This is a genomic window from Microbacterium sp. (assembly GCF_047605725.1).
Classification (GTDB): Bacteria; Actinomycetota; Actinomycetes; order Actinomycetales; family Microbacteriaceae; genus Microbacterium.
In genome coordinates this window covers 19,746-41,235 of sequence record NZ_JASGFE010000010.1, presented here as the reverse complement: position 1 = coordinate 41,235, position 21,490 = coordinate 19,746, and the positions used below count along the sequence as shown (strand labels likewise).

At 72.7% G+C, this 21,490-nt stretch carries 17 protein-coding genes and 1 tRNA gene; all 18 read left to right on the top strand.

The window, feature by feature from the left end; all coding sequences use genetic code 11:
• Window positions 1-351: 351 nt before the first annotated feature.
• The 18 genes from QM641_RS03730 to QM641_RS03645 all read left to right on the top strand — a co-directional run bounded on the left by QM641_RS03730 (window position 352) and on the right by QM641_RS03645 (window position 21,454).
• Window positions 352-1,386, top strand: coding sequence for a TadA family conjugal transfer-associated ATPase (locus QM641_RS03730; protein ID WP_415113577.1), 1,035 nt, complete (start codon window positions 352-354; stop codon window positions 1,384-1,386).
• Window positions 1,383-2,243 carry a type II secretion system F family protein gene (locus tag QM641_RS03725; RefSeq protein ID WP_415113575.1) on the top strand — a complete coding sequence of 287 codons (861 nt, stop codon included), beginning with the start codon at window positions 1,383-1,385 and terminating at the stop codon, window positions 2,241-2,243. Before QM641_RS03730 ends, QM641_RS03725 begins: the two co-directional genes overlap by 4 nt.
• A gap of 35 nt (window positions 2,244-2,278) precedes the next feature.
• Window positions 2,279-2,497 (top strand): DUF4244 domain-containing protein, encoded by a 219-nt coding sequence (locus QM641_RS03720; protein WP_415113573.1) that lies wholly within the window; start codon window positions 2,279-2,281, stop codon window positions 2,495-2,497.
• Window positions 2,494-2,823, top strand: coding sequence for a TadE family type IV pilus minor pilin (locus QM641_RS03715; RefSeq protein WP_415113571.1), 330 nt, complete (start codon window positions 2,494-2,496; stop codon window positions 2,821-2,823). The genes QM641_RS03720 and QM641_RS03715 overlap by 4 nt, the downstream gene beginning before the upstream one ends.
• Window positions 2,823-3,140 (top strand): helicase, encoded by a 318-nt coding sequence (locus QM641_RS03710; protein ID WP_415113569.1) that lies wholly within the window; start codon window positions 2,823-2,825, stop codon window positions 3,138-3,140. The genes QM641_RS03715 and QM641_RS03710 overlap by 1 nt, the downstream gene beginning before the upstream one ends.
• An 81-nt stretch (window positions 3,141-3,221) precedes the next feature.
• A complete protein-coding gene (locus QM641_RS03705) occupies window positions 3,222-6,860 on the top strand; it encodes an efflux RND transporter permease subunit (RefSeq protein ID WP_415113567.1) in 3,639 nt (1,212 codons plus the stop codon).
• An 83-nt stretch (window positions 6,861-6,943) separates the two neighbouring features.
• Window positions 6,944-9,646: a type I DNA topoisomerase gene (topA, locus tag QM641_RS03700; RefSeq protein WP_415113565.1), complete on the top strand. Its 2,703-nt coding sequence runs from the start codon at window positions 6,944-6,946 to the stop codon at window positions 9,644-9,646.
• Entirely contained in the window at window positions 9,643-10,263 is a 621-nt protein-coding gene (gene tmk, locus QM641_RS03695; protein ID WP_415113563.1) for a dTMP kinase, read from the top strand. Before topA ends, tmk begins: the two co-directional genes overlap by 4 nt.
• A 160-nt stretch (window positions 10,264-10,423) precedes the next feature.
• The gene (locus tag QM641_RS03690; RefSeq protein ID WP_415113561.1) at window positions 10,424-11,581 is read left to right on the top strand and encodes a DNA polymerase III subunit delta'; all 1,158 of its coding nucleotides are present in this window, start codon (window positions 10,424-10,426) and stop codon (window positions 11,579-11,581) included.
• Window positions 11,578-13,134: an alpha/beta hydrolase gene (locus QM641_RS03685; protein ID WP_415113559.1), complete on the top strand. Its 1,557-nt coding sequence runs from the start codon at window positions 11,578-11,580 to the stop codon at window positions 13,132-13,134. The genes QM641_RS03690 and QM641_RS03685 overlap by 4 nt, the downstream gene beginning before the upstream one ends.
• A 194-nt stretch (window positions 13,135-13,328) precedes the next feature.
• Window positions 13,329-13,401, top strand: a tRNA-Thr gene (locus tag QM641_RS03680).
• 44 nt (window positions 13,402-13,445) lie between these two features.
• Window positions 13,446-14,591 carry a sensor histidine kinase gene (locus QM641_RS03675; RefSeq protein WP_415113557.1) on the top strand — a complete coding sequence of 382 codons (1,146 nt, stop codon included), beginning with the start codon at window positions 13,446-13,448 and terminating at the stop codon, window positions 14,589-14,591.
• Window positions 14,588-15,232 carry a response regulator transcription factor gene (locus QM641_RS03670; RefSeq protein WP_415113555.1) on the top strand — a complete coding sequence of 215 codons (645 nt, stop codon included), beginning with the start codon at window positions 14,588-14,590 and terminating at the stop codon, window positions 15,230-15,232. The genes QM641_RS03675 and QM641_RS03670 overlap by 4 nt, the downstream gene beginning before the upstream one ends.
• A gap of 8 nt (window positions 15,233-15,240) precedes the next feature.
• The gene (locus QM641_RS03665; protein WP_415113553.1) at window positions 15,241-15,636 is read left to right on the top strand and encodes a hypothetical protein; all 396 of its coding nucleotides are present in this window, start codon (window positions 15,241-15,243) and stop codon (window positions 15,634-15,636) included.
• A gap of 41 nt (window positions 15,637-15,677) precedes the next feature.
• Window positions 15,678-17,897, top strand: a complete 2,220-nt coding sequence (locus tag QM641_RS03660) for an MMPL family transporter (RefSeq protein ID WP_415113551.1) — start codon at window positions 15,678-15,680, stop codon at window positions 17,895-17,897.
• Complete coding sequence (locus QM641_RS03655; protein WP_415113550.1) at window positions 17,894-18,484, top strand: isochorismatase family protein; 591 nt, start codon at window positions 17,894-17,896, stop codon at window positions 18,482-18,484. The genes QM641_RS03660 and QM641_RS03655 overlap by 4 nt, the downstream gene beginning before the upstream one ends.
• A gap of 79 nt (window positions 18,485-18,563) precedes the next feature.
• Window positions 18,564-19,691: a PQQ-dependent sugar dehydrogenase gene (locus tag QM641_RS03650; RefSeq protein ID WP_415113548.1), complete on the top strand. Its 1,128-nt coding sequence runs from the start codon at window positions 18,564-18,566 to the stop codon at window positions 19,689-19,691.
• 98 nt (window positions 19,692-19,789) lie between these two features.
• Window positions 19,790-21,454 carry a TIGR04028 family ABC transporter substrate-binding protein gene (locus QM641_RS03645; RefSeq protein WP_415113546.1) on the top strand — a complete coding sequence of 555 codons (1,665 nt, stop codon included), beginning with the start codon at window positions 19,790-19,792 and terminating at the stop codon, window positions 21,452-21,454.
• The last annotated feature ends 36 nt before the right edge of the window (window positions 21,455-21,490 follow it).

Genomic DNA, 21,490 nt, shown 5'->3' with positions numbered 1-21,490 from the left:
CGCAGCCGCGCGGGTCTCCACCGCCGATAGTAGGTCGTCGGGCGGACGGATGCCACGACGTTCGCGCGTCATGTTTGAAACCGGGCCGCGGCCCGCGTAAGCTGAACGTCGCCCGAACTCAGATTCAGGCGTTGCAGCAACCCGATCTCCACCCCCCCTGACGGGGTGCTGCTGCGGCGGCATCCCATTCCCCCCCATGGGATGCCGCCCTCTCTTTCTCGGGCGGGTGCCGGCGGGCCGCGCGCAGCCGCGCCGCCCTGGCCTCCTCCACAATCGGCGGATCGGCCGAACTGTCCACGGATCCGGCCTTCGGGCACCCACGCGGGATGCCGTCGGCCTACCGTCGATCGCATGTCCGCGCCGTTCGTCGTCCAGCCCCGGTCCGGGGCCGCCTCGGGCTCCCGCCGCGCCCGCCGCGCGCCGGCCGCCCCGGCCGCTCCCCGCCCGCTCCCCGACCACGCCGCGCTCGATCCGCTGCGCGCGCACCTGTCCGACCCCGAGGTGACCGACGTGTTCGTCAACGGCGCCCACGGACTGTTCGTCGACCGGGGGCGCGGCGCCGAGCCGGTGGCGGACTGGAGCGCCGACGAGGCCGAGGTGCGCGCGCTCGCCGTCGCCCTCGTCGGACTCGGCGGTCGGCACCTCGACGACGCCACCCCGTGCGTCGACGTGCGCTGGGAGCACGGGGCGCGGGTGCACGCCGTGCTGCCGCCCATCGCCGTCGGGGGCACCACGATCTCGATCCGGCTGCCCGGCACCGGCGAGATCTCGCTCGACGAACTGGGGCGCCGTGGCATGTTCGACTCCGCCACCGGCGAGCGCCTGCGGCGCCTGGTCGCCGATCGCGTGAACGTGCTGGTGTCGGGCGCCACCGGGAGCGGAAAGACGACCCTGCTCGGGTGCCTCCTCTCCCTCGTGCCGCCGGTCGAGCGCATCGTCACGATCGAGGACGTCGCCGAGCTGCGCATCGCGCACCCGCATCACGTGCGGCTGGAGGCGCGTCAGGCCAACCTGGAGGGCGCCGGCGCCCTGCCGCTCAGCCGTCTCGTGCGCGAGGCGCTGCGCATGCGCCCCGACCGGCTCGTGGTCGGCGAGTGCCGCGGCGAGGAGGTCCGCGAGCTCCTGATGGCCCTGAACACCGGCCACGACGGCGGTGCCGGCACCGTCCACGCCGGCGGCCTTCGCGAGCTGCCCGCGCGCCTGGAAGCGCTCGGGTCTCTGGCCGGGCTCGACGACCAGGCTCTCGCACGGCAGGTCGCCGGTGCCATCGGCGCGATCGTGCACGTGGAGCGCGGAGCCGACGGCATCCGCCGCATCGCCGGCATCGCGCGGCCGGTCGTCGTCTCCGGCCGCCTCGACGTGCGGGAGGTCCCGTGCGCGCCGTGATCGATGCGCAGGCGGTGGCCGCGACCGTGCACCGCGTCGCGGTGCTGCTGCAGGCCGGTCTGCCCCCGGCACGCGCGTGGGAGCAGCTGTCCGGCACCGGCGAGCCCGTCGCCGCAGCCATCGCGGCCCGGGCGGCCCAGGGTGCCGCGCTCGGCGACGCCGTCACAGCCGGCGGCGGGGCGTGGCGCGAGGTCGGGACGGCCTGGCGGGTGGCCGAGACCGTGGGCGCCCCGCTCGCGCACAGCCTGCGGACGATCGCCGACGCCCTGCGCGACGCGCAGGCCTCCCGCGACGACGTGCGCGTGGCGCTGGCGGAGCCCGCTGCCACCGCGAGGCTGATCGCGTGGCTGCCGCTGGCCGCGGCGGGCCTGTCGGCTCTGCTCGGCTTCGACCTCGTCCGGGCGCTCGGCCATCCCCTCGGCATCGCGTGCGTGCTCTGCGGGCTCCTCCTCATGCTCCTCGCGCGCCGCTGGAGCGGGCGGCTGGTCGCGCGGGCGCAGCCGGATGCCGTCGTGCCGGGCCTGCACACCGAGATCGTCGCCATCGCGCTGAGCGCCGGGGTCTCGATCGAGCGAGCTCTCGCGGTGGTCGCCCGCGCCGGCGGGGGCGAGCCCACGGCGGAGGTCGTCGAGGTGCTCGCCCTGTCGCGGGAGACCGGCGCGCCGGCGGTCGAGCTGCTCCGGGCGACCGCGGCCCTGGAACGGCACGCGGCGCGCACGGAGGGGCGGCTGCGGGCCGCGCGCCTCTCGTCGCGGCTGCTCCTTCCGCTCGGGATCTGCACCCTGCCCGCCTTCCTCCTCCTCGGGGTGGGACCGATGCTCCTGAGCGTGCTCGGCGCGGCGTCCCCGAGCCTCTGAACGTGCCCGATTCGAATCCGCAGCAAGGAGTCACCATGTCAGATCCATCCCTCCCGCAGTCGACGTTTCCCCCGCTCACCCGGCGACGGGCTGCGCGGCTGTTCGCCGACGAGTCCGGCGCTGCCACCGCCGAGTACGCGGTCGCCACGATGGCCGCGGTCGCGTTCGCCGGGCTGCTCGTGCTCATCATGCGCAGCGACGAGGTGCGCGGCATCCTCACCGACCTCGTCCGACGCGCGCTCACCGTCGCATGAGCCGCGGCGAGCGCGGCTCGGTCACGGCGGAGCTCGCCATCGTGCTTCCCGCCGTCGTGCTGGTCGTGCTGCTGGTCGTCGGGATGCTGTCGGTCTCGGCGCACGGCGTGCGGCTCGAGCACGGCGCCGCCCAGGCCGCGCGGCTGGCCGGCCGCGGCGAGGGCGCCGAGCGCGTGCGCGCAGCGGTGGCGGCCGTCGCGGGCGAGGCCGAGGTCGCGATCCGGGACGAGGGCGACCTCGTGTGCGTGCGCGCCCGGGCGGAAGCGGCCGTGCCGCTGCTTCCCGACCCGGTCGCCGACGCGTGCGCGCTCAGCGGAGGCCGGTGATGGCCGGCTCCGCTCTGGCGGTCGGCGTGCTCGCGGTGTCGGCGACCCTCGGCGTCGGCTACGCGACGGCAGGCGCCGTCTCGGTGCGCGCCGCGCAGGTGGCGGGGGTGGCGGATGCCGCGGCCCTCGCCGCCGCCGACGCGGCCTCCGGCGCGGTGTCCGGCTTGCCGTGCGAGCGGGCCGCGCAGCTCGCCGCGCGCGGAGGAGCGGGCGTGGTCTCGTGCACCGTCGACGGCCTCGTCGCGACGATCGAGGTCACCGCATCCGCCGGGGTCTTCCCGCTCCGGGCGCGGGCCCGGGCCGGGCCGCCGCCGTGACCGACAGTCCTACTCAGGTCTGACTGGGGTTGGTACCGGGGTCTGATGCGCGGCTCGGAGAAGACCGCCAGGCTCGAAACCGTGTCGTCTCTTACGCGGATCAGCCTGACCAATCGCCTCATCGTCGGCCTCATCACGATCGCGGTGGCGGTGATCGGGGTCTTCTCGATGACCGCGCTCAAGCAGGAGCTCATGCCCTCGATGCGGATGCCGACGGCCTACGTGATCGTGCAGTCCGCCGGCCTCGCCCCCGAGGAGATGGCCCGCACGGTCACCGAGCCGAGCGAACGGGCGCTCTCGGCGGTGCCGGGCGTCGACAAGGTCACCTCGACCACGACCAACGGCAGTGCCGAGATCATCGTCGGCTGGCCCTTCGAGGAGGGCGAGGACGAGACCCTCCGCGCAATCCGCTCCGCGGCCGAGTCGCTCAAGCCCTCCTTCCCCGCGGGAACCGAGGTTCAGGTGTTCTCCGGCGGCACCGAGGACATTCCCGCGATGGTGCTGAGCGCCGGCAGCAGCGAGGCCCCCGCGGTCTTCGGCGACGCGCTGGCGCAGCAGGTGGTTCCCGCGCTCCAGGGCCTGGGCGGTGTGCAGCGCGTGGTGCTGGCCGGGCGCGAGGAGCAGCGCATCGTGATCGCCCCGCGCCCCGCCGACGCGCTGAGACTGGGCGTCGACCCCGCCCAGATCGCACCCGCCCTGGAGGCCCATGGCGCAGCCCTGCCGGCGGGCTCGGCAGGATCCGCCGACGGAACGGTCTCGGTCACGGTGGGCACGGCGCTGAGCTCGCTGGAACAGGTCGCGGCCATGCCGCTCTCCTCGCAGAAGGGGTCGGCATCCGGCGCCGTGCTGGTCTCGGACTTCGCCGATGTGAGCCTGGAGACGGTGCCGGCGACCACGATCTCGCGCGTCAACGGCAAGCCCGCGATCACCGTGGAGGTCTATCCCGCGCAGGGCGGCAACGTGGTCGACATCTCGCACGCCGTGAACGCCGAGCTCGACCGGCTCGCCCCGTCGTTGAAGGCGGAGTTCGTGACCGTCTTCGACCAGGCGCCCTACATCGAGCAGTCGATCCACGACCTGTCCGCCGAGGGCGGACTCGGCCTGCTGTTCGCGGTGCTGGTGATCCTCGCCTTCCTCGGCTCGTGGCGCTCGACGGCGATCGCGGCGGTGTCGATCCCGCTGTCGCTGCTGATCACCCTCATCGGGCTCTGGTGGAGCGAGAACACGCTCAACATCCTGACCCTCGGCGCCCTCACGATCGCCATCGGCCGCGTGGTCGACGATTCGATCGTGGTGATCGAGAACATCAGCCGCAGACGCACGCGCACCGCGGAGGGTGCGCTGGAGCCGCTGACCGTCGAGGCCGTCGTCGCCTCGGTGCGGCAGGTCGCCGGAGCGATCACGGCATCCACTCTCACGACCGTCGCGGTGTTCCTGCCGATCGCCTTCGTCTCCGGCACCGTCGGCCAGCTCTTCCGGCCGTTCGCCGTGACCGTCACCCTCGCCCTCGCAGCCTCCCTGGTGGTGGCCCTCACGATCGTGCCGGTGCTGGCGTTCTGGTTCCTGCGTGCCCGCGACCAGGCGACGGATGCCGCGGCCTCGACGCCCGGCGCGGCGGAGGAGGCCCCGCACTCCGACCTCGACGAGATCCACACCGCCCCCGACCGCCTGCAGCGCACCCTCATGCCCGTGCTGAACGCGACCCGGCGCCGGCCCGTGCTCACCGTGGTCGCCTCGGTGCTGGTGCTCGTGGCCACGATCGCGATGCTGCCGTTCCTACACACCGATTTCCTCGGCTCCTCGGGCAACGAGAGCCTGCGCGTGACGCAGACGCCCGAGCAGGCGGGCGACCCGGTGGCCGCCGCCGAGCCGGTGGAGGCCGCGATCGGCCGCGTCGACGGCGTGCGCGACGTCATGACCTCCATTCCGCTGCGGTCGGCCACGGGCGGCCCCGCGACCATCTCCTACGACGTGCAGCTCGACGCGGGCTCCGACGTCGAGGAGGTCGGAGACGCCGTGGAGCGCGCCCTCGACAAGCTCAGCGGCGCCGGCGACGTGCGACTGGAGACGCAGGACGCGCTCGCCGGGGGAGGCGGCGGCATCGCGCTGCAGATCCGCGGCACCGACCCGGCGGCGCTGCGCGAGGCCGGCGACCTGCTGGAGAAGCGACTCTCCGACTCGGATGCCGTGCGGTCGGTCAAGAGCGAGCTGACCGGCGAGCAGCCGGTCGTGCGGGTGCGGCTCGACGAGGTCAAGGCGACGCGACTCGGCTTCGACCGCGCCCTCGTCGCGCGGACCGTGCAGGAGGCCCTGGACGGCAGGATCGTCGGCCGGCTCATGATGGCGGGGCGCGAGCGCGACATCGTGCTGCACACCGCCGCCACCGCCCCGACCGCCGAGGAGCTCGGCGCACTCGTGCTCCCGGTCACGGCGCAGCAGACCGCCGAGGCTCAGAAACAGGCATCCGACCGCCTCAAGGCGGAGGCGGAAGCCGCCGCCGAGGCGGAGCGGGCCAAGGCCAACGCCGACCTGACCAGGCAGGTGAACGAGGCCGTCGACCGGCGCGCCCAGCTCTCCTCGCAGATCGGCGTGATGAGCGGGCAGCTCGCCCAGCTGCAGAGCCTGCCGATCGTCCCCGAGCCTGCGCTCAGCCCCGAGGAGGAGGCGATGCAGCGCGCGCAGCTGGAGCGGGCCGAGCAGCTCGCCGCGCTCGAAGAAGCCATCGCGGGTGCCCGATCGGGCATCGAAGGGGTCGACGAGCAGATCGCCGGGCTGCGGCAGGCCCAGACCGACGCGGCCGACCGGCTCGCGCAGCAGCAGGCGTCGGAGGTCGCACAGCAGGCGGCCACCGAGGTCACCGGCACGGCGATCGTGCTCGCCGACATCGCAACGGTCGAGCAGGAGCTCACCGCCCCGACGATCACCCGTGCCGACGGCGAGCGGCAGGTCACGCTCACCGTGCTGCCGAAGAAGGGGAAGCTCGACGCCGCGAAGGCCGTGGTCGACCGCGCGATCTCCGTCGTCGAGCTGCCCGCGGGCGTCAGCTTCGAGGTCGGCGGCGTCGCGGCCGAGCAGGACGAGGCCTTCGGCCAGCTCGGCGCCGCGATGCTGGGTGCGATCCTGCTCGTGCTCATCGTCATGGTGGCGACCTTCCGCAGCTTCCGCGGACCCTTCGTGCTGCTCGTGTCGATCCCGTTCGCGGCCACCGGCGCGATCATCGGCCTGCTCGTCACCGACACCGCCCTCGGCCTTCCCGCCCTCATCGGCCTGCTCATGCTCATCGGCATCGTGGTGACGAACGCGATCGTGCTCATGGATCTCGTCAACCGCCTGCGCTCGGCCGGAGCGCCGCTGGAGGAGGCCGTCGAGCACGGCACGCGCCTGCGGCTGCGCCCGATCCTCATGACGGCGGCGGCGACGATCTTCGCGCTCGTCCCGATGTCGCTCGGGCTCACCGGGGGCGGCGTGTTCATCTCCCGTCCGCTGGCGATCGTGGTGATCGGCGGGCTCATCTCCTCGACGCTCCTCACCCTCGTGCTCGTGCCGATCCTGTACACGCTCGTCGAGCGAGGACGGCTGCGGAGCATAGACCGGCGGGCGCAGCGTCGCGAACAACGCGCGGCACGGCGCGCGGAGCGGAAGGCAGGAAGGGCCGACTCGTCGCCCGAGGCGGTGACGCTGTTGGAGGAACTCGGCGGTGAGGCCCCGCCCGCGCGCTGACGGCGATGACGGGCCGCTGCGGCGACACTCAGCGTCCGCCGATCCTTGCGGTGTGTATGGTGTGCATCGAAGAAAGGACGCCAGTGGCACACGGCAAGAAGCTCGTCATCGTCGAGTCTCCGACCAAGATGAGGTCGATCCAGGGGTACCTCGGCGACGGCTACGAGGTGCTCAGCTCGGTCGGGCACATCCGTGACCTGGCCGACAAGAAGGACATCCCCGCCGACAAGAAGCAGGCGTACGGCAAGTACTCGATCGACATCGACAACGGCTTCGACCCCTACTACGTCGTCAACGACCGCAAGACGAAGACCGTCGCCGAGCTCAAGCGCGCACTCAAGGACGCCGACGAGGTCCTGCTCGCCACCGATGAGGACCGCGAGGGCGAGGCGATCGCCTGGCACCTGCTCGAGGTGCTCAAGCCCAAGGTCCCGGTGCGCCGCATGGTCTTCCACGAGATCACCAAGGACGCCATCGTCGCCGCCGCAGGCAACACGCGCGAGCTCGACCTCGACCTCGTCGACGCGCAGGAGACCCGCCGCGTGCTCGACCGCCTCTACGGCTGGGACGTCTCGCCCGTGCTGTGGCGCAAGATCGGCAGCGGACGCGAGGGCCAGACCCTCAGCGCCGGCCGCGTGCAGTCCGCCGCGACCCGCATGGTCGTCGACCGCGAGCGCGAGCGCATGGCGTTCGTCTCCGCCTCGTACTGGGACGTCGAGGCGCGCGCCACCAAGGAGGCGGCATCGTTCACCACGCGACTGGCCCGCATCGACGGCGCCCCGCTGGCCCGCGGCACCGACTTCGATGACCGCGGCGAGCTGACCAAGGCCGTCGTCGTGCTCGACGAGGAGGCCGCCCGCGAGCTGGCCGCGGCGATCGAGAGCACCGGCCGCGCGAGCGTCGCCTCGATCGAGGCCAAGCCCGGCACCCGCAGCCCCAAGGCGCCCTTCACGACCTCCACGATGCAGCAGGAGGCCGGCCGCAAACTCTCGATGAGCGCCAAGCACGCGATGAGCGTCGCCCAGCGGCTCTACGAGAAGGGCTACATCACCTATATGCGCACCGACTCCACGGCGCTGTCGGCGCAGGCCGTGCAGGCGGCGCGCGCGCAGGCGGTCGCCCTCTACGGCGACCGGGCGGTGCCGGCCAATCCGCGCAGCTACCGCAACAAGAGCAAGAACGCGCAGGAGGCGCACGAGGCCATCCGCCCGTCCGGCGAGCACTTCCGCACGCCCTCGTCGGTGGCATCCGCTCTCGACCGCGACGAGGCGCGCCTGTACGACCTCATCTGGAAGCGCACGATCGCCAGCCAGATGTCCGACGCGAAGTACGAGACCACGACCGTCACGCTCGACGCGGATGCCGGGGGCCGGACCGCCTCGTTCACCGCCTCGGGCACCGTGTACACGTTCAAGGGATTCCTGGAGGCGTACGAGGAGGGCCGCGACGAGCGTCGCGGCGACGCCGACAAAGACAGCGACCAGTCGCTGCCGGCCCTCGCCGTGGGCGACGTGCTGGCCCTGCGCGATGTCGAGCCCAAGGGGCACGCCACGAGCCCCAAGCCCCGCTACACCGAGGCGAGCCTGGTGAAGGCGCTGGAGGAGAAGGGCATCGGGCGCCCGTCGACGTTCGCGAGCATCATCGACGTCATCCTCACCCGCGGCTACGTGACCAAGCGGGGGCAGGCGCTCGTGCCCAGCTGGCTCGCCTTCAGCGTCGTGCGGCTGCTGGAGCAGCACTTCGCCGACCTCGTCGACTACGACTTCACCGCAGCGCTGGAGGACGACCTCGACGCCATCGCGCGCGGGGAGCAGCAGCGCGTCGCGTGGCTCAACGACTTCTACTTCGGCTCCGAGGAGCACGTGGGACTGCGCCGGATCGTCGACAATCTCGGCGATATCGATGCCCGCGAGCTCAACGCGACCCGCATCGGCGACGTCGCGACGCTGCGGTTCGGCAAGTACGGCCCGTACCTCGACGTGCCGAACCCCGACGGCACGTCGCGCATCGTCAACGTGCCCGACGACCTCGCCCCCGACGAGCTGACCCCCGCCCGTGCCCAGGAGCTCATCGACGCCCCCGTCGCCGGCGACCGCGTGCTGGGCGAGAACCCCGCCAACGGCAAGCTCGTCGTCGTCAAGGACGGCCGGTTCGGCCCCTACGTGCAGGAGGTCGACCCGGTCGACCCGGATGCCGCGGACCAGTCCACCGGCGTCGTCGACGAGGCGCCCAAGAAGACGACGCGCAAGAAGGCGGATGCCGCGCCCAAGCCACGCACCGCGTCGCTGTTCAAGACCATGACGGTCGACACGATCGATCTCGACCAGGCGCTGCAGGTGCTCTCGCTGCCGCGCGTCGTCGGCGTCGACCCGGAGTCGGGCGTGGAGATCACCGCGCAGAACGGCCGGTACGGGCCGTACCTGAAGAAGGGCACCGATTCGCGCACGCTCCAGAGCGAGCAGCAACTGCTCACCCTGACCCTGGAGGAGGCGCTCGCGATCTACGCGCAGCCCAAGTACGGCGCGCGCGGCGCGTCGAGCGCGCTCAAGGAGTTCGAGGCCGATCCGACGAGCGGCAAGCCGATCAAGCTGAAGGACGGCCGCTTCGGCCCGTACGTGACCGACGGCGAGACCAACGCGACGATCCCGCGCGGCGAGTCGGTCGACGAGGTGACCTTCGAGCGCGCCGTGCAGCTGCTCGCCGACAAGCGCGCCAAAGGCCCTGCGCCGAAGCGCACCGCCCGCCGGACCACGACGACCCGCAAGCCGGCGGCGAAGAAGAAGTGACTCGCGGGCTCTGGGTCACCCTCGAGGGCGGCGACGGTGCGGGAAAGACCACGCAGGCGGCGCTCCTGGAGGAGTGGCTGGTCGCGCAGGGCCGCTCTGTCGTGCGCACCCGAGAGCCGGGCGGCACCGAGGTGGGCAGGCTCGTGCGCGACATCGTGCTGCACCACCGCGGCGACATCGCCCCGCGCGCGGAGGCGCTGCTGTACGCCGCCGACCGCGCCCACCACGTGGCGACCGTGGTGCGCCCGGCGCTCGAGCGCGGCGAGGTCGTGATCCAGGACCGCTACCTCGACTCGTCGGTCGCCTACCAGGGGGCGGGGCGGGTGCTGGATGCCGCGGAGGTGCGCGACCTGTCGCTGTGGGCCGCCGAGGGGGCCCTCCCCGACGTCACGGTGCTCCTCGACCTCGACCCGGCCGCCGCGCGGCGGCGCCTCGACGCGGCCGACAAGCCCTTCGACCGGCTGGAGGCCGAGCAGGCCGCGTTCCACGAGCGGGTGCGGGCCGGATTCCTGGACCTCGCGGCATCCGACCCCGGCCGGTTCCTCGTGCTCTCCGCCGACCGCCCGGTAGGGGAGCTCGCCGAGGCGATCCGCGCGCGCGTGAGCGCGGCGCTGTGAGCCCGGCCCGGCCGCGGCCGTTCGTCGGAGATCTGCCGTTCGTCGGAGCGACGCGCCGCGAGGGCTCCGACGTTGTGCAGATCTCCGACGATGTGCCGCGGGGGCGGTGGCCGGGCACGGGGTGGCGGCGAGGTCGGCGGGTCGAACTAGGCTGGTCGGCATGCACGCTGCGGCCATGGTGGACGACCTCCCGTGGGGGCGGGTGTGGGGGCAGGACGAGGCCGTCGCGCTGCTGCAGGCCGCGGCATCCGACCCCGACCGGCTCGCACACGCCTGGCTCGTCACCGGCCCGCCCGGATCGGGCCGCTCCACGCTCGCCTACGCGTTCGCGGCGGCGCTGATCGCAGAGCCCGGCGACGAGACCGCGATGCGGCAGGTGCTGGCCGGAACCCATCCCGACCTCACGGCTCTTCGCACCGAGGGCGTCATCATCTCGATCAGAGACGCCCGCGCGCTCGTCGAGCGATCCTCGTTCGCGCCGTCGCTCGGCCGTCACCGCGTGATCGTGATGGAGGATGCCGACCGCATGGTCGAGCGCACCAGCAATGTGCTGTTGAAGGCCCTCGAGGAGCCTCCCGAGCGCACGGTCTGGATCCTGTGCGCGCCCAGCGACGCCGACCTGCTCCCGACGATCCGCTCCCGGGTGCGCGTGCTGCGCCTGCGCGAGCCCGGCGTCGACGACGTCGCGCGGCTGCTGGTGCAGCGCACCGGCGTCGACGAGGCCACCGCCGAGCAGTGCGCTCGCCTCGCGCAGCGGCACATCGGCATGGCGCAGCGCCTCGCGACCGACGCCGCCTCGCGCGAGCGTCGCGACGCGGCGCTGCGCGCCGTGCTCGGCGTGCGGGGCGTCGGCGACGCCGTCGAGGTCGCCGGCCGCATCGTGCAGGTGGCCACCGACGACGCGAAGGCGCTCACCGCCGAGCGCGACGAGGCAGAGCGCGAGAGCCTGCTGCGCACACTCGGCGTCGCGCCCGGTGCGGTCGTCCCGCCCGCGGTGCGCGGTCAGCTCAGCGCCCTCGAAGACGACCAGAAGCGCCGGGCGACGCGGAGCCTGCGCGACGGCATCGACCGCGTGCTCACCGATCTGGAGTCGCTGTACCGCGACACGCTCATGGTGCAGTTCGGCCGGGGCGACGACCTCATCAACCGGGAGCTGGGCGCCGAGGTCGAGGCGCTGGCCGCCGCCTGGACCCCGCAGCGCACGCTCGGCGTGCTCGACCGGATCGCCGCCACGCGCACCAACCTGCAGGGAAACGCCGCTCCCGCCCTCGCGCTGGAGAGCATGCTCGTCACCGTCGCCAACGGGAGCGCCCCATGACCCCGATCCGCCGAATCGCCGCGGTCGTTGCGACCACGACCGCCGCCGCGCTCGTGCTGTCCGGGTGCGTGTGGACCGGCATCCCGCGTGGCACCTCGTCGAGTGCGTCGACCGAGCGCCCGCCGGTGGCCGACGGCGTGTCCGCCGATCTCCGGCCCTACTACGAGCAGGCGCTGACGTGGGGGTCGTGCGAAGACCTCGGAACGGACGAGTTCGACTGCACGACGGTGCGCGCGCCGCGGGACTGGAGCGACCCGGATGCCGGAGACCTCGAGCTGGCCCTCATCCGCCACCGCGCCGAGGCCGCCGAGCCGATCGGCTCGCTGCTGGTCAACCCGGGCGGCCCCGGCGCCAGCGGCTACGACCTCGTCGCCGACTCGCTCACCCTGGTGGTGGGGGAGGCGCTGACCGCCGCGTACGACATCGTGGGCTTCGACCCGCGCGGGGTCGGGCGCTCCACCGCCGTGCACTGCTTCGACGCCGCCGACATGGACGCGTACCTGTTCGACCTGCCCACCGCGCCGCGGGACAGCGCGCAGTGGCGCGACGAGCTCACCACGCGCAACCGCGCCTTCGTGGCCGCATGCGAGAGCGGCAGCGACGGCATCCTTCCCTTCCTCACGACAGAGAACGCGGCGCGCGACCTCGACCTGCTGCGCGGCGTGCTCGGCGACGCGCAGCTGCACTACCTCGGCTATTCCTACGGCACGTTCCTCGGCGCGACCTACGCCAAGCTGTTCCCCTCGCGCGTGGGCCGGCTCGTGCTCGACGGGGCGATCGACCCGTCCAGCAGCGACCTCGACGTCGAGCAGACGCAGGCCATCGGCTTCGAATCGGCGCTGCGCGCCTACATGGCCGACTGTCTCAGCACGCGCGAATGCCCCTTCAGCGGCACTGTCGACGATGCGATGCGCGATCTGGGCACGCTGCTGGCGAGCGTCGACCAGCGGCCGCTCGTGGCGACCGATGGACGCAAGCTGGGGGCGAACGCGCTCACGTTGGCGATCATCGCGGCGCTGTACGCGAAGGAGAACTGGTCGTACCTCACTCAGGCGCTCGACGGCGCGCTCGTGGGAGACCCGGGGATCGCCTTCGCGCTCGTCGACTTCTACTACCAGCGCGAGGGCGGGATGTACATGGACAACTCCACCGAGGCGTTCTTCGCGTACAACTGCATGGACTACCCGCGCGACAGCACCGAGGCCGATCTCGCCGCGGCCAAGGCGGCCATCGCCGAGCAGGCCCCGACCATCGCCCCGTACTGGTTCGGGGTGAGCGTGTGCGAGGTGTGGCCGTACCCGCCCACGGGGGTCCGCGAGCCGATCGAGGCCGCCGGTGCGGCGCCGATCGTGGTGGTCGGGACGACCAACGACCCGGCCACGCCCTACAGCTGGTCGGTGGCGCTGGCCGAGCAGCTCGACTCCGGGGTGCTCGTCACGCGCGAAGGCGAGGGGCACACCGGCTACGGCAAGGGGAACTCCTGCGTCGACGACGCCGTCGAGGACTACCTCGTCGACGGCACGGTCCCGCAGGACGGACTCGTCTGCCGCTGAGCGGATGCCGCGGGGTCATGGGCGTGGTCCCGAGTGGGCTTCGGTCGGCGCATATGGTCGTGCCGCCGGGCGTGTCGCGGCACTTCGGGCCAAGTGAGCGGATGCCGCGGGGATCTCCGCGGGGGTTGTCGCGGTTCGCGGAGCCCCGATCCAGCAGGTAGGATCCTTGATCGTGCATCGCGCGAGCGAGGCGCGCCACCTTAGCTCAGACGGCAGAGCGATTCACTCGTAATGAATAGGTCAAGGGTTCGATTCCCTTAGGTGGCTCCGAGTGCGCGAGACCGGCGGACCGGCCCGGTAGGGTCTTCCCCATGGAGGCCAGCGCACGTCCGCCGCGGGACACCGCCGCCGTGCTCCGGTGGGGTGCGCCGCTCATCTACCTCGCGGCGATCGGCCTGCTCTACATCAACAACTCGCCGGCGATCACCTTCCTGTCGTGGCAGTGGGTGCTGCAGCTCGTGCTCCTGCCGCTCGTGATCGCCGCGATCGTGCTGCGCGTGCGGTTCCCCCACGCCCTGCCGCTTCTGGGCATCGCCGCGATCGCCGCCGGCACGTTCTCGGTGTTCATCGTCGGGATGATGAGCCTCGCCGTGCGCCGCGGCGGCGCGCGCACGTGGCTCATGGCGGCGGCGGGCTCGGCGGCCGCCGCGATCCTCATCTCGCAGCGCGACGCCGACCTCGGCTACACGCCCGGCGAGATCGTCTTCGGCGTCGCGATGGTCGTGGTCATCGTGGGGCTGGCCCCCACCCTCGTGGGCGGGTACATGCGCGCGCACCGGAGGCTGGCGGCATCCGTCGCCGAGCGCGCCGTGCGCGCGGAGTTCGAGCGCGAGCTGGCGGCGCGCCAGGCCGTGCACACCGAGCGCGAGCGCATCGCCCGCGAGATGCACGACTCGCTCGGGCACGTGCTGGCGCTCGTGACGATGCAGGCCGGCGCCCTCGAGGTGCGCTCGACCGATCCCGATACGGTGGCCGCGGCCGAACAGATCCGCGCTTCCGCACGCACCGGCCTCGCCGACCTGCGGGCCGTCGTGCGCGCGCTCGGCGAGGACGCGCGCCGCGACCCCGCGCCCGATCTGGCCGCCGTGCCACGGCTGGTCGAGGCCAGCCGTGCGGCCGGCGCGACCGTGGGTTTCCGCGACGAGCTGAGCGCATCCGATCGCACGGAGCTCTCCCCTGCGATCGGCCGGGTGCTCTACCAGGTGACCCAGGAGGCCCTCACCAACGCGCACCGGCACGCGCCGGGCGCCCCGGTCGACATCGTGCTGACGGGCGCGCCGGGCGAGGGCGTGCGCCTCGAGGTCGGAAACCCCCTCGCCCCCGGCGGCGACCGCGGGGCGGGCACGGGCCTGGCGGCTCTGCGCGGACGCGTCGAGGTGCTCGGCGGCCGGCTCGACGCGCATGCCGCGCAGGGACGGTACGAGTTGAGCGTGCATCTGCCGTGGGAGGCCGCATGATCAGGGTCGGGATCGTCGACGACGACGCGCTCGTGCGTGCGGGGCTGCGCACGATCCTCTCGTCGGCGAACGACATCGCGGTCGTGGGCGAGGCCGACGACGGCGCGGGCGTGCCCGAGCTCGTGCGGCGGGAGCGGCCGGACGTGATCGTGATGGACATCCGGATGCCGCGGGTGGACGGCATCGAGGCGACGAGGCTGCTGGGCGCGGACTCCGGCGTGCGCGTGCTGGTGCTCACGACGTTCCAGCTCGACGAGCACGTGTTCGCGGCCATCGAGGCCGGCGCGAGCGGGTTCCTGCTCAAGGACACGCCCCCGCGCGAGCTGATCGAGGCCGTGCGCGTGGTCGCCGGCGGCGACGCGATGCTGAGCCCCTCGCACACGCGCGCGCTCATCGAGCGGTTCGCCGACAGCGGCCGCGACGCCCGGCGCGCGGAGGCGCGGGCGCTGCTGGAGTCGCTGAGCCCGCGCGAGCTCGAGATCGCGGTCGCGGTGGCGGAGGGCCTGTCCAACGCCGAGGTCGGCGCCCGCCTGTTCTGCTCCGAGGCGACCGTGAAGACGCACCTCACGCGCGTGTTCGCGAAGCTCGGCGACACCAACCGCGTACGGCTCGCGCTGCTCGTGCGCGACGCGCAGGACTGAGTGCGGCCATGGACACGGCCCTCGACGCGGTGCTCGAGCTGTTCACCTGGGTGGGCCTGGGCGGTGCGGTCGTGCTCGGCGTGGTCGCGGTCGTGCTGTGGGCGGTCGACGGCACGTGGCTGCCCGCCGAGGCCGTCGTCGACCGTGAGGGAGACGGCACGGTCGTGCGCTGGTTCGACGGCGACGGCGACGCCAACAGCGCCCGCGCGACAGACGACGAGGCATCCGTCATCGGCCAGGCCGATACCGTCGCGATCTGGTACCGGCACGGCTGGCACGACCGGATGCGGTTGACCCGGCGCCCGCCGGGTCTGCGCACGGTCGTGCGCGGTGCGGTGGCGCTGGCGGTCCTGGCCGCTGTCGCCACGATCGTCTCGTGGGTGCTGCTGTTCGTGCGCGGCTGAGCGGGTGCCGCGCGTCGGACCCGGCGCGTACGCTCGGTGCCATGACAGCCGGGCGGTGGGTGCGCATCGGCATTCCCGTGCTGCTCGTGCTGGTGTGGCTCGTCGGCGGTGCGATCGGCGGCCCGTACTTCGGCAAGGTCGACCAGGTCGCCACGAACGATCAGTCCACGTTCCTGCCGGCCAGCGCCGAGTCGACGCGCGTGAACGAACGGCTCCCCGACTTCACCGGCGGCGACACGATCCCGGCCGTCGTGGTGGTGACCTCCGACGCCGGCTTCGACGACGACCGCCTCGCGGAGCTGCGCACGCTCGCCGACGACATCTCCGCGTTGGACGGTGTCGGCCAGAGCTCGCCGCCGATCGTCTCGGACGACGGCGAGGCGGTGCAGCTGTTCGTCCCGATCGACTCCGACGGCACGGTGCGCGCGAGCGTGGAGGAGATCCGCGCCCTCGTCCACGACGAGCTCGGTGAGGGCCTCGACGCCTGGGTGACGGGCCCTGCCGGCTTCACGGCCGACCTGGTGAAGGGGTTCCTCGGCATCGACGGGCTGCTCCTGGCGGTCGCCCTCGGCGCGGTGTTCGTGATCCTCGTGATCGTCTACCGGTCGCCGCTGCTGCCGGTGCTCGTGCTGCTCACCTCGACGTTCGCGCTGTGCGTGGCGCTGCTGACGGTGTGGTGGCTCGCCAAGGCGGGGGTGTTCGTCCTCAACGGACAGGTGCAGGGGATCCTCTTCATCCTCGTGATCGGCGCCGCCACCGACTATGCGCTCCTGTACGTGGCGCGGTTCCGCGAGGCGCTCGCGGAACCCCGGCCGCGGTGGGATGCCGCCGTGCGCGCGTGGCGCGCATCGGTCGAGCCGATCGTCGCCTCCGGCGGCACCGTCATCGCCGGCCTCATGTGCCTGCTCCTGAGCGACCTGGCCACCAACCGCGCGCTGGGCCCGATCGCCTCGATCGGGATCGTGTTCGCGATCCTGTCGGCGCTGACCTTCCTGCCGGCGCTGCTGGCCCTCGTGGGCCGCGCCGCGTTCTGGCCGTTCCCGCCGCGGGCGGCCTCGATCGACCTCCCCGACGACCCGCGCGCTCCGGTGCGCGGGCTGTGGCCGAGACAGGCTCGGCTCATCTCCCGGCATCCGCGCGCGATCTGGATCGTGTGCACGCTCGTGCTCCTGGGCGCCGGCGCGGGGCTCGTTCAGCTGAAGGCCGACGGCGTCGCCGCGAGCGACCTGGTGCTCGGCGCATCCGAGGCGCGCGACGGCCAGGCCGTGCTGGGCGAGCACTTCCCGGCCGGGTCGGGCAGCCCCGCCTCGGTGATCGTGCCCGAGGAGCGGCTCGTCGACGCCGTCGGCGTGCTGGAGGCCGAGCGCGGCGTCGACACGGTGTCCGTGGCATCCGCCGACTCGCCCACCGGGCAGGCCGCGGTCGCCCTCGACGGCGGCGCGGCGGTCTTCGCCGCACCCGGCCCGCCCGGTGCGGCGCCCCCGACGCCGACGGTGTCCGACGGCGACGTGCTCCTGCTCGTGACGCTGAACGATCCCGCCGACTCGCTCGCCGCCGAGCACACCGTGCGGGCGCTGCGCGCGGACTTCTCGAGCACACTGGGGGAGTCGGTCGCGCTCGTGGGCGGACCGACCGCGATCGACCTCGACACCAACGACACCTCGATCCGCGACCGGACGCTCATCATCCCGGTGATCCTGGCCGTGATCCTGCTGATCCTCATGCTGCTGCTGCGGGCCCTCGTCGCCCCGCTGATCCTGGTCGCGAGCGTCATCGTCTCCTTCGGCGCCGCGATGGGGGTCAGCGCGCTCGTGTTCGACCACGTGCTCGGCTTCCCGGGGGCCGATCCGGCCGTGCCGCTGTACGGGTTCGTGTTCCTGGTCGCGCTCGGGGTGGACTACAACATCTTCCTGATGTCGCGCGTGCGCGAGGAGTCGCTCGCGCACGGCACGCGCCGCGGCATCCTGCGCGGGCTCATCGCCACCGGCGGGGTCATCACCTCGGCCGGCATGGTGCTGGCGGCGACCTTCGCCGCGCTCGGGGTCATCCCGATCCTCTTCCTCGCCCAGATCGCCTTCATCGTGGCGTTCGGGGTGCTCCTGGACACCCTCGTGGTCCGATCGCTCCTGGTCCCGGCGGTCTCCTACGACCTCGGGCGGGTCAGCTGGTGGCCGTCGCGGCTGTCCCGGCGCCCGGTGCCGGCGGATCCGGCATCCGTCCCGGCCACGCGGCGCGAGCTCCGGCGTACCCTCGAGTCATGACCAGGGCACTGTTCATCGTCGACGTCCAGAACGACTTCACCGAGGGCGGCGCGCTCGCCGTGTCCGGAGGGGATGCCGTCGCGGAGGGCATCACACGTCTGCTCGCCGCGCACGCCGCCGACTATGCGCTGTTCGTCGCGTCGCGCGACTGGCACGACGCCGACGGCGACAACGGCGGCCACTTCTCGGCGCAGCCCGACTTCGTCGACTCGTGGCCGGTGCACTGCGTGGCCGGATCGCCCGGTGCCGACTACGACCCGGGGCTGGTCACCACCGCCGTCACGCACCACGTCGTCAAGGGGCAGGGCAGGCCCGCCTACTCGCTCTTCGAGGGAGTGACGGATGCCGGCGAGTCGGTCGCCGATCTGATGGCCGCGCGCGGCGTCGTCGACGTCGACGTGACCGGCATCGCCACCGACTACTGCGTGCGCGCCTCGGTCCTCGACGCCCTCGCGCACGGCGTGCACGTGCGCCTGTTCACCGATCTCGTCGCGGGAGTGGCGCCGGATTCCACCGAGGCGGCGCTGGCAGAACTGGCGCACGCCGGGGTCGAGCTCGCGGTCGCGCAGACAGGGCCGACGGGCTGAGCCCGGCGCGCCACGGCCCGGCCCTGGCGCCCCCGCCGGTCGCGCGCACGTAGCCTTGTCTTCGGACCGAGAGGAGCACGTGAGAGTGGACAGCAGCAGGCCGGAAACACGCAGGACCGTCATCGCCGCGGCGACGATCGCCCTGGCGCTGGCGACGGGGGGATGCAGCGGCTCGGCCGAGCCCGAGCCTTCGCCCACCCCCACGTCCACTCCGACGCCGACGCCCACCGCCACCCCGGGCGCCCTCGTCTTCGGCGGTTCTACCGACATCGCCCAGACGCTCGCCGTGCCGTGGTCGGTCGTGTTCGTCGACGGCGTCGCTCTGGTGAGCGAACGCGACTCCGGCCGCATCCTGGAGGTCTCGCCCACCGGAGAGGTGCGCGAGGCGGGGGTCGTCGAAGGCATCGAAGACGGGGGCGAAGGGGGCCTGCTCGGCCTCGCCGTGGACGACGAGCACCGGCTCTACGTGTACTCCACCGGGTACACCGGCAACCGCGTGCAGCGTTACACGCTCTCCGGCGACCCGGGCTCGTTCTCGTTCGGCCGGCGGGAGTGGCTGCGCGGCGAGCTGCCCTCCAGCACGAACCACAACGGCGGTCGCATCGCCTTCGGCCCCGACGGCATGCTGTACGTGTCGGTGGGCGATGCCGACGAGCCCGACGATGCACAGGATCTCGACGAGTGGGGCGGGAAGATCCTCCGGATGACCCCGGACGGCGACGTGCCCGAGGACAACCCGTTCCCGGACTCCCTCGTGTACAGCTACGGGCACCGCAACGTTCAGGGCATGGCGTGGGTCGAGGACGGCACGATGTTCGCCACCGAGTTCGGCCAGGACACCTGGGACGAGCTCAACATCATCGTCCCCGGCGGCAACTACGGCTGGCCGGAGGTGGAGGGCATCGCCTACGACTACGACTACATCGACCCGGTGCAGCAGTGGGCACCGGATGCCGCGAGCCCGAGCGGAATGACGATCGTCGACGACACGATCCTCATCGCGAACCTGCGCGGCGAGGCGCTGCGCACCGTCCCGGTCGCCGACCCGGCGAGCTTCGAGGACCACTTCACGGCGACCTACGGACGGCTCCGCGACGTCGCCCTCGCTCCGGACGGACGACTCTGGATCCTCACCAGCAACACCGACGGCCGCGGCAAGCCGCTCGCCATCGACGACCGGATCGTCGCGATCGACCTGGAGCGCTGACGCCGTCGGCGCACCGTTGTCTTACGTTGCGTGAAGCGCGGATGCGGCATCCGCGCGTTCCTGCGTTCTACTGGGAGCAACCCCGAGGAGATTCCCCCATGTCCCGTACCCGAACCACTCGCGCCGTTCTGGCCGCGACCTCGCTCGCCCTCGTCGCCGCGCTGGTGACCGCCTGCTCCGGCGGTGGAACCGACACCGACGGCACGGCTACCGCCGGCGAGCCGAAGGCCGGCGGCGATCTCACCTACCTCGACTCGCTCACCTGGAACACGCTGTACCCGCCCGGAGGCGGCTTCTACCCCAACGGCGGCATCATCAACAACATCGCCGACCGGCTGCTGTACCAGAACCCCGAGACGCTCGAGCTGGAGCCGTGGATCGCGACCGCTCTCCCCGAGGTGAACGCCGACGCCACCGAGTACACCTTCGACATCCGAACCGACGTCACCTACTCCGACGGCACGCCGCTGACCGCGGCCAACGTCGTGAAGAACCTCGACCTGTACGGCAAGGGCGACACGGACAAGAAGCTCGCCGTCTCGGAGGCGATCAACAACTACGACCACGGCGAGGTCGTCGACGACGACACCGTGAAGTTCTACTTCTCGGCGCCCGCCCCCGGCTTCGCCCAGGCGGTCTCGACGATCACCTCCGGCTTGCTGTCGGACGCGACCCTCGACAAGTCCACCGAGGGCTACGGGCCCGGCAACGCGACGAGCATCATCGGCAGCGGCCCGTTCGTGATCAGCGACGAGAAGGTCGGCACCGAGATCGTGCTCACCGCGCGTGAGGACTACGACTGGGCTCCGCCCTCGCTGGAGCACCAGGGTCGGGCGCTGCTGGACTCGGTGACCATCAGCGTCGCCGGCGAGGACAGCGTGCGCGTCGGTGCGGTCGTGTCGGGACAGGCGGATGCCGCACGCCAGATCGAGGCGCCCGACGAAGCCCAGTTCGCCGCGTCCGGGCTTGCGCTCGTCGCCGCGGCGACCAACGGCGTCAACAACGGGCTGAGCTTCCGTTTCCGCCACCCGCTCCTGCAGGACATCAGGGTGCGCGAGGCGATCATCGCCGGCATCGACCGGGAGGCGATCGTCGACACCCTCTTCACGGAGAACTATCCGCTCGCCACCGGCGCGCTCGCCGAGACCGCGCTCGGCTACGTCGACACGTCGGAGTACTACGAGTACGACCCGGACAAGGCGGCCGACCTGCTGGACGAGGCCGGCTTCGTGCCCGGCGACGACGGCATCCGCGTCAAGGACGGTCAGCGGCTCTCCCTCACCTTCAACGAGGCGCTGCCGCAGCCGCGCTCGAAGGAGGTCGTGACGATGATCCAGGAGCAGCTGGCCGAGCTCGGCATCGAGGTCAAGCTCTTCCCCGGCGATCAGGCCGCGCAGGACGCCGCCCGGCTCGACATCGACACGATCCAGGTGTACCACTCGATGGTCGGCCGCGCCGACTACGACGTCCTGAAGTCGCAGTACGCGTCGAAGAACCGCAACACGCTGCTCAACCTCGACACGAGCGACGGCAGCGTGGGCGACCCCGAGCTCGACGCCCTGCTCAGCGCCGTCGCCTCCGAGCCCACGTCCGACGAGCGCCAGGCGGCATCGGCGGCCGCGCAGCAGCACCTCGCCGAGAACGCCTACATCCTGCCGATCTTCGAGGAGCCGCAGGTGTTCGGCCTGCGCGCCGACGTGCAGGGATTCGCCACCGAGTCGGTCGGCCGGCCCAGCTGGTACTCCGCCTGGCTCGACCGCTGACGGTGACAGGACCGGGGGCGGGCGCGATCCCGTCTC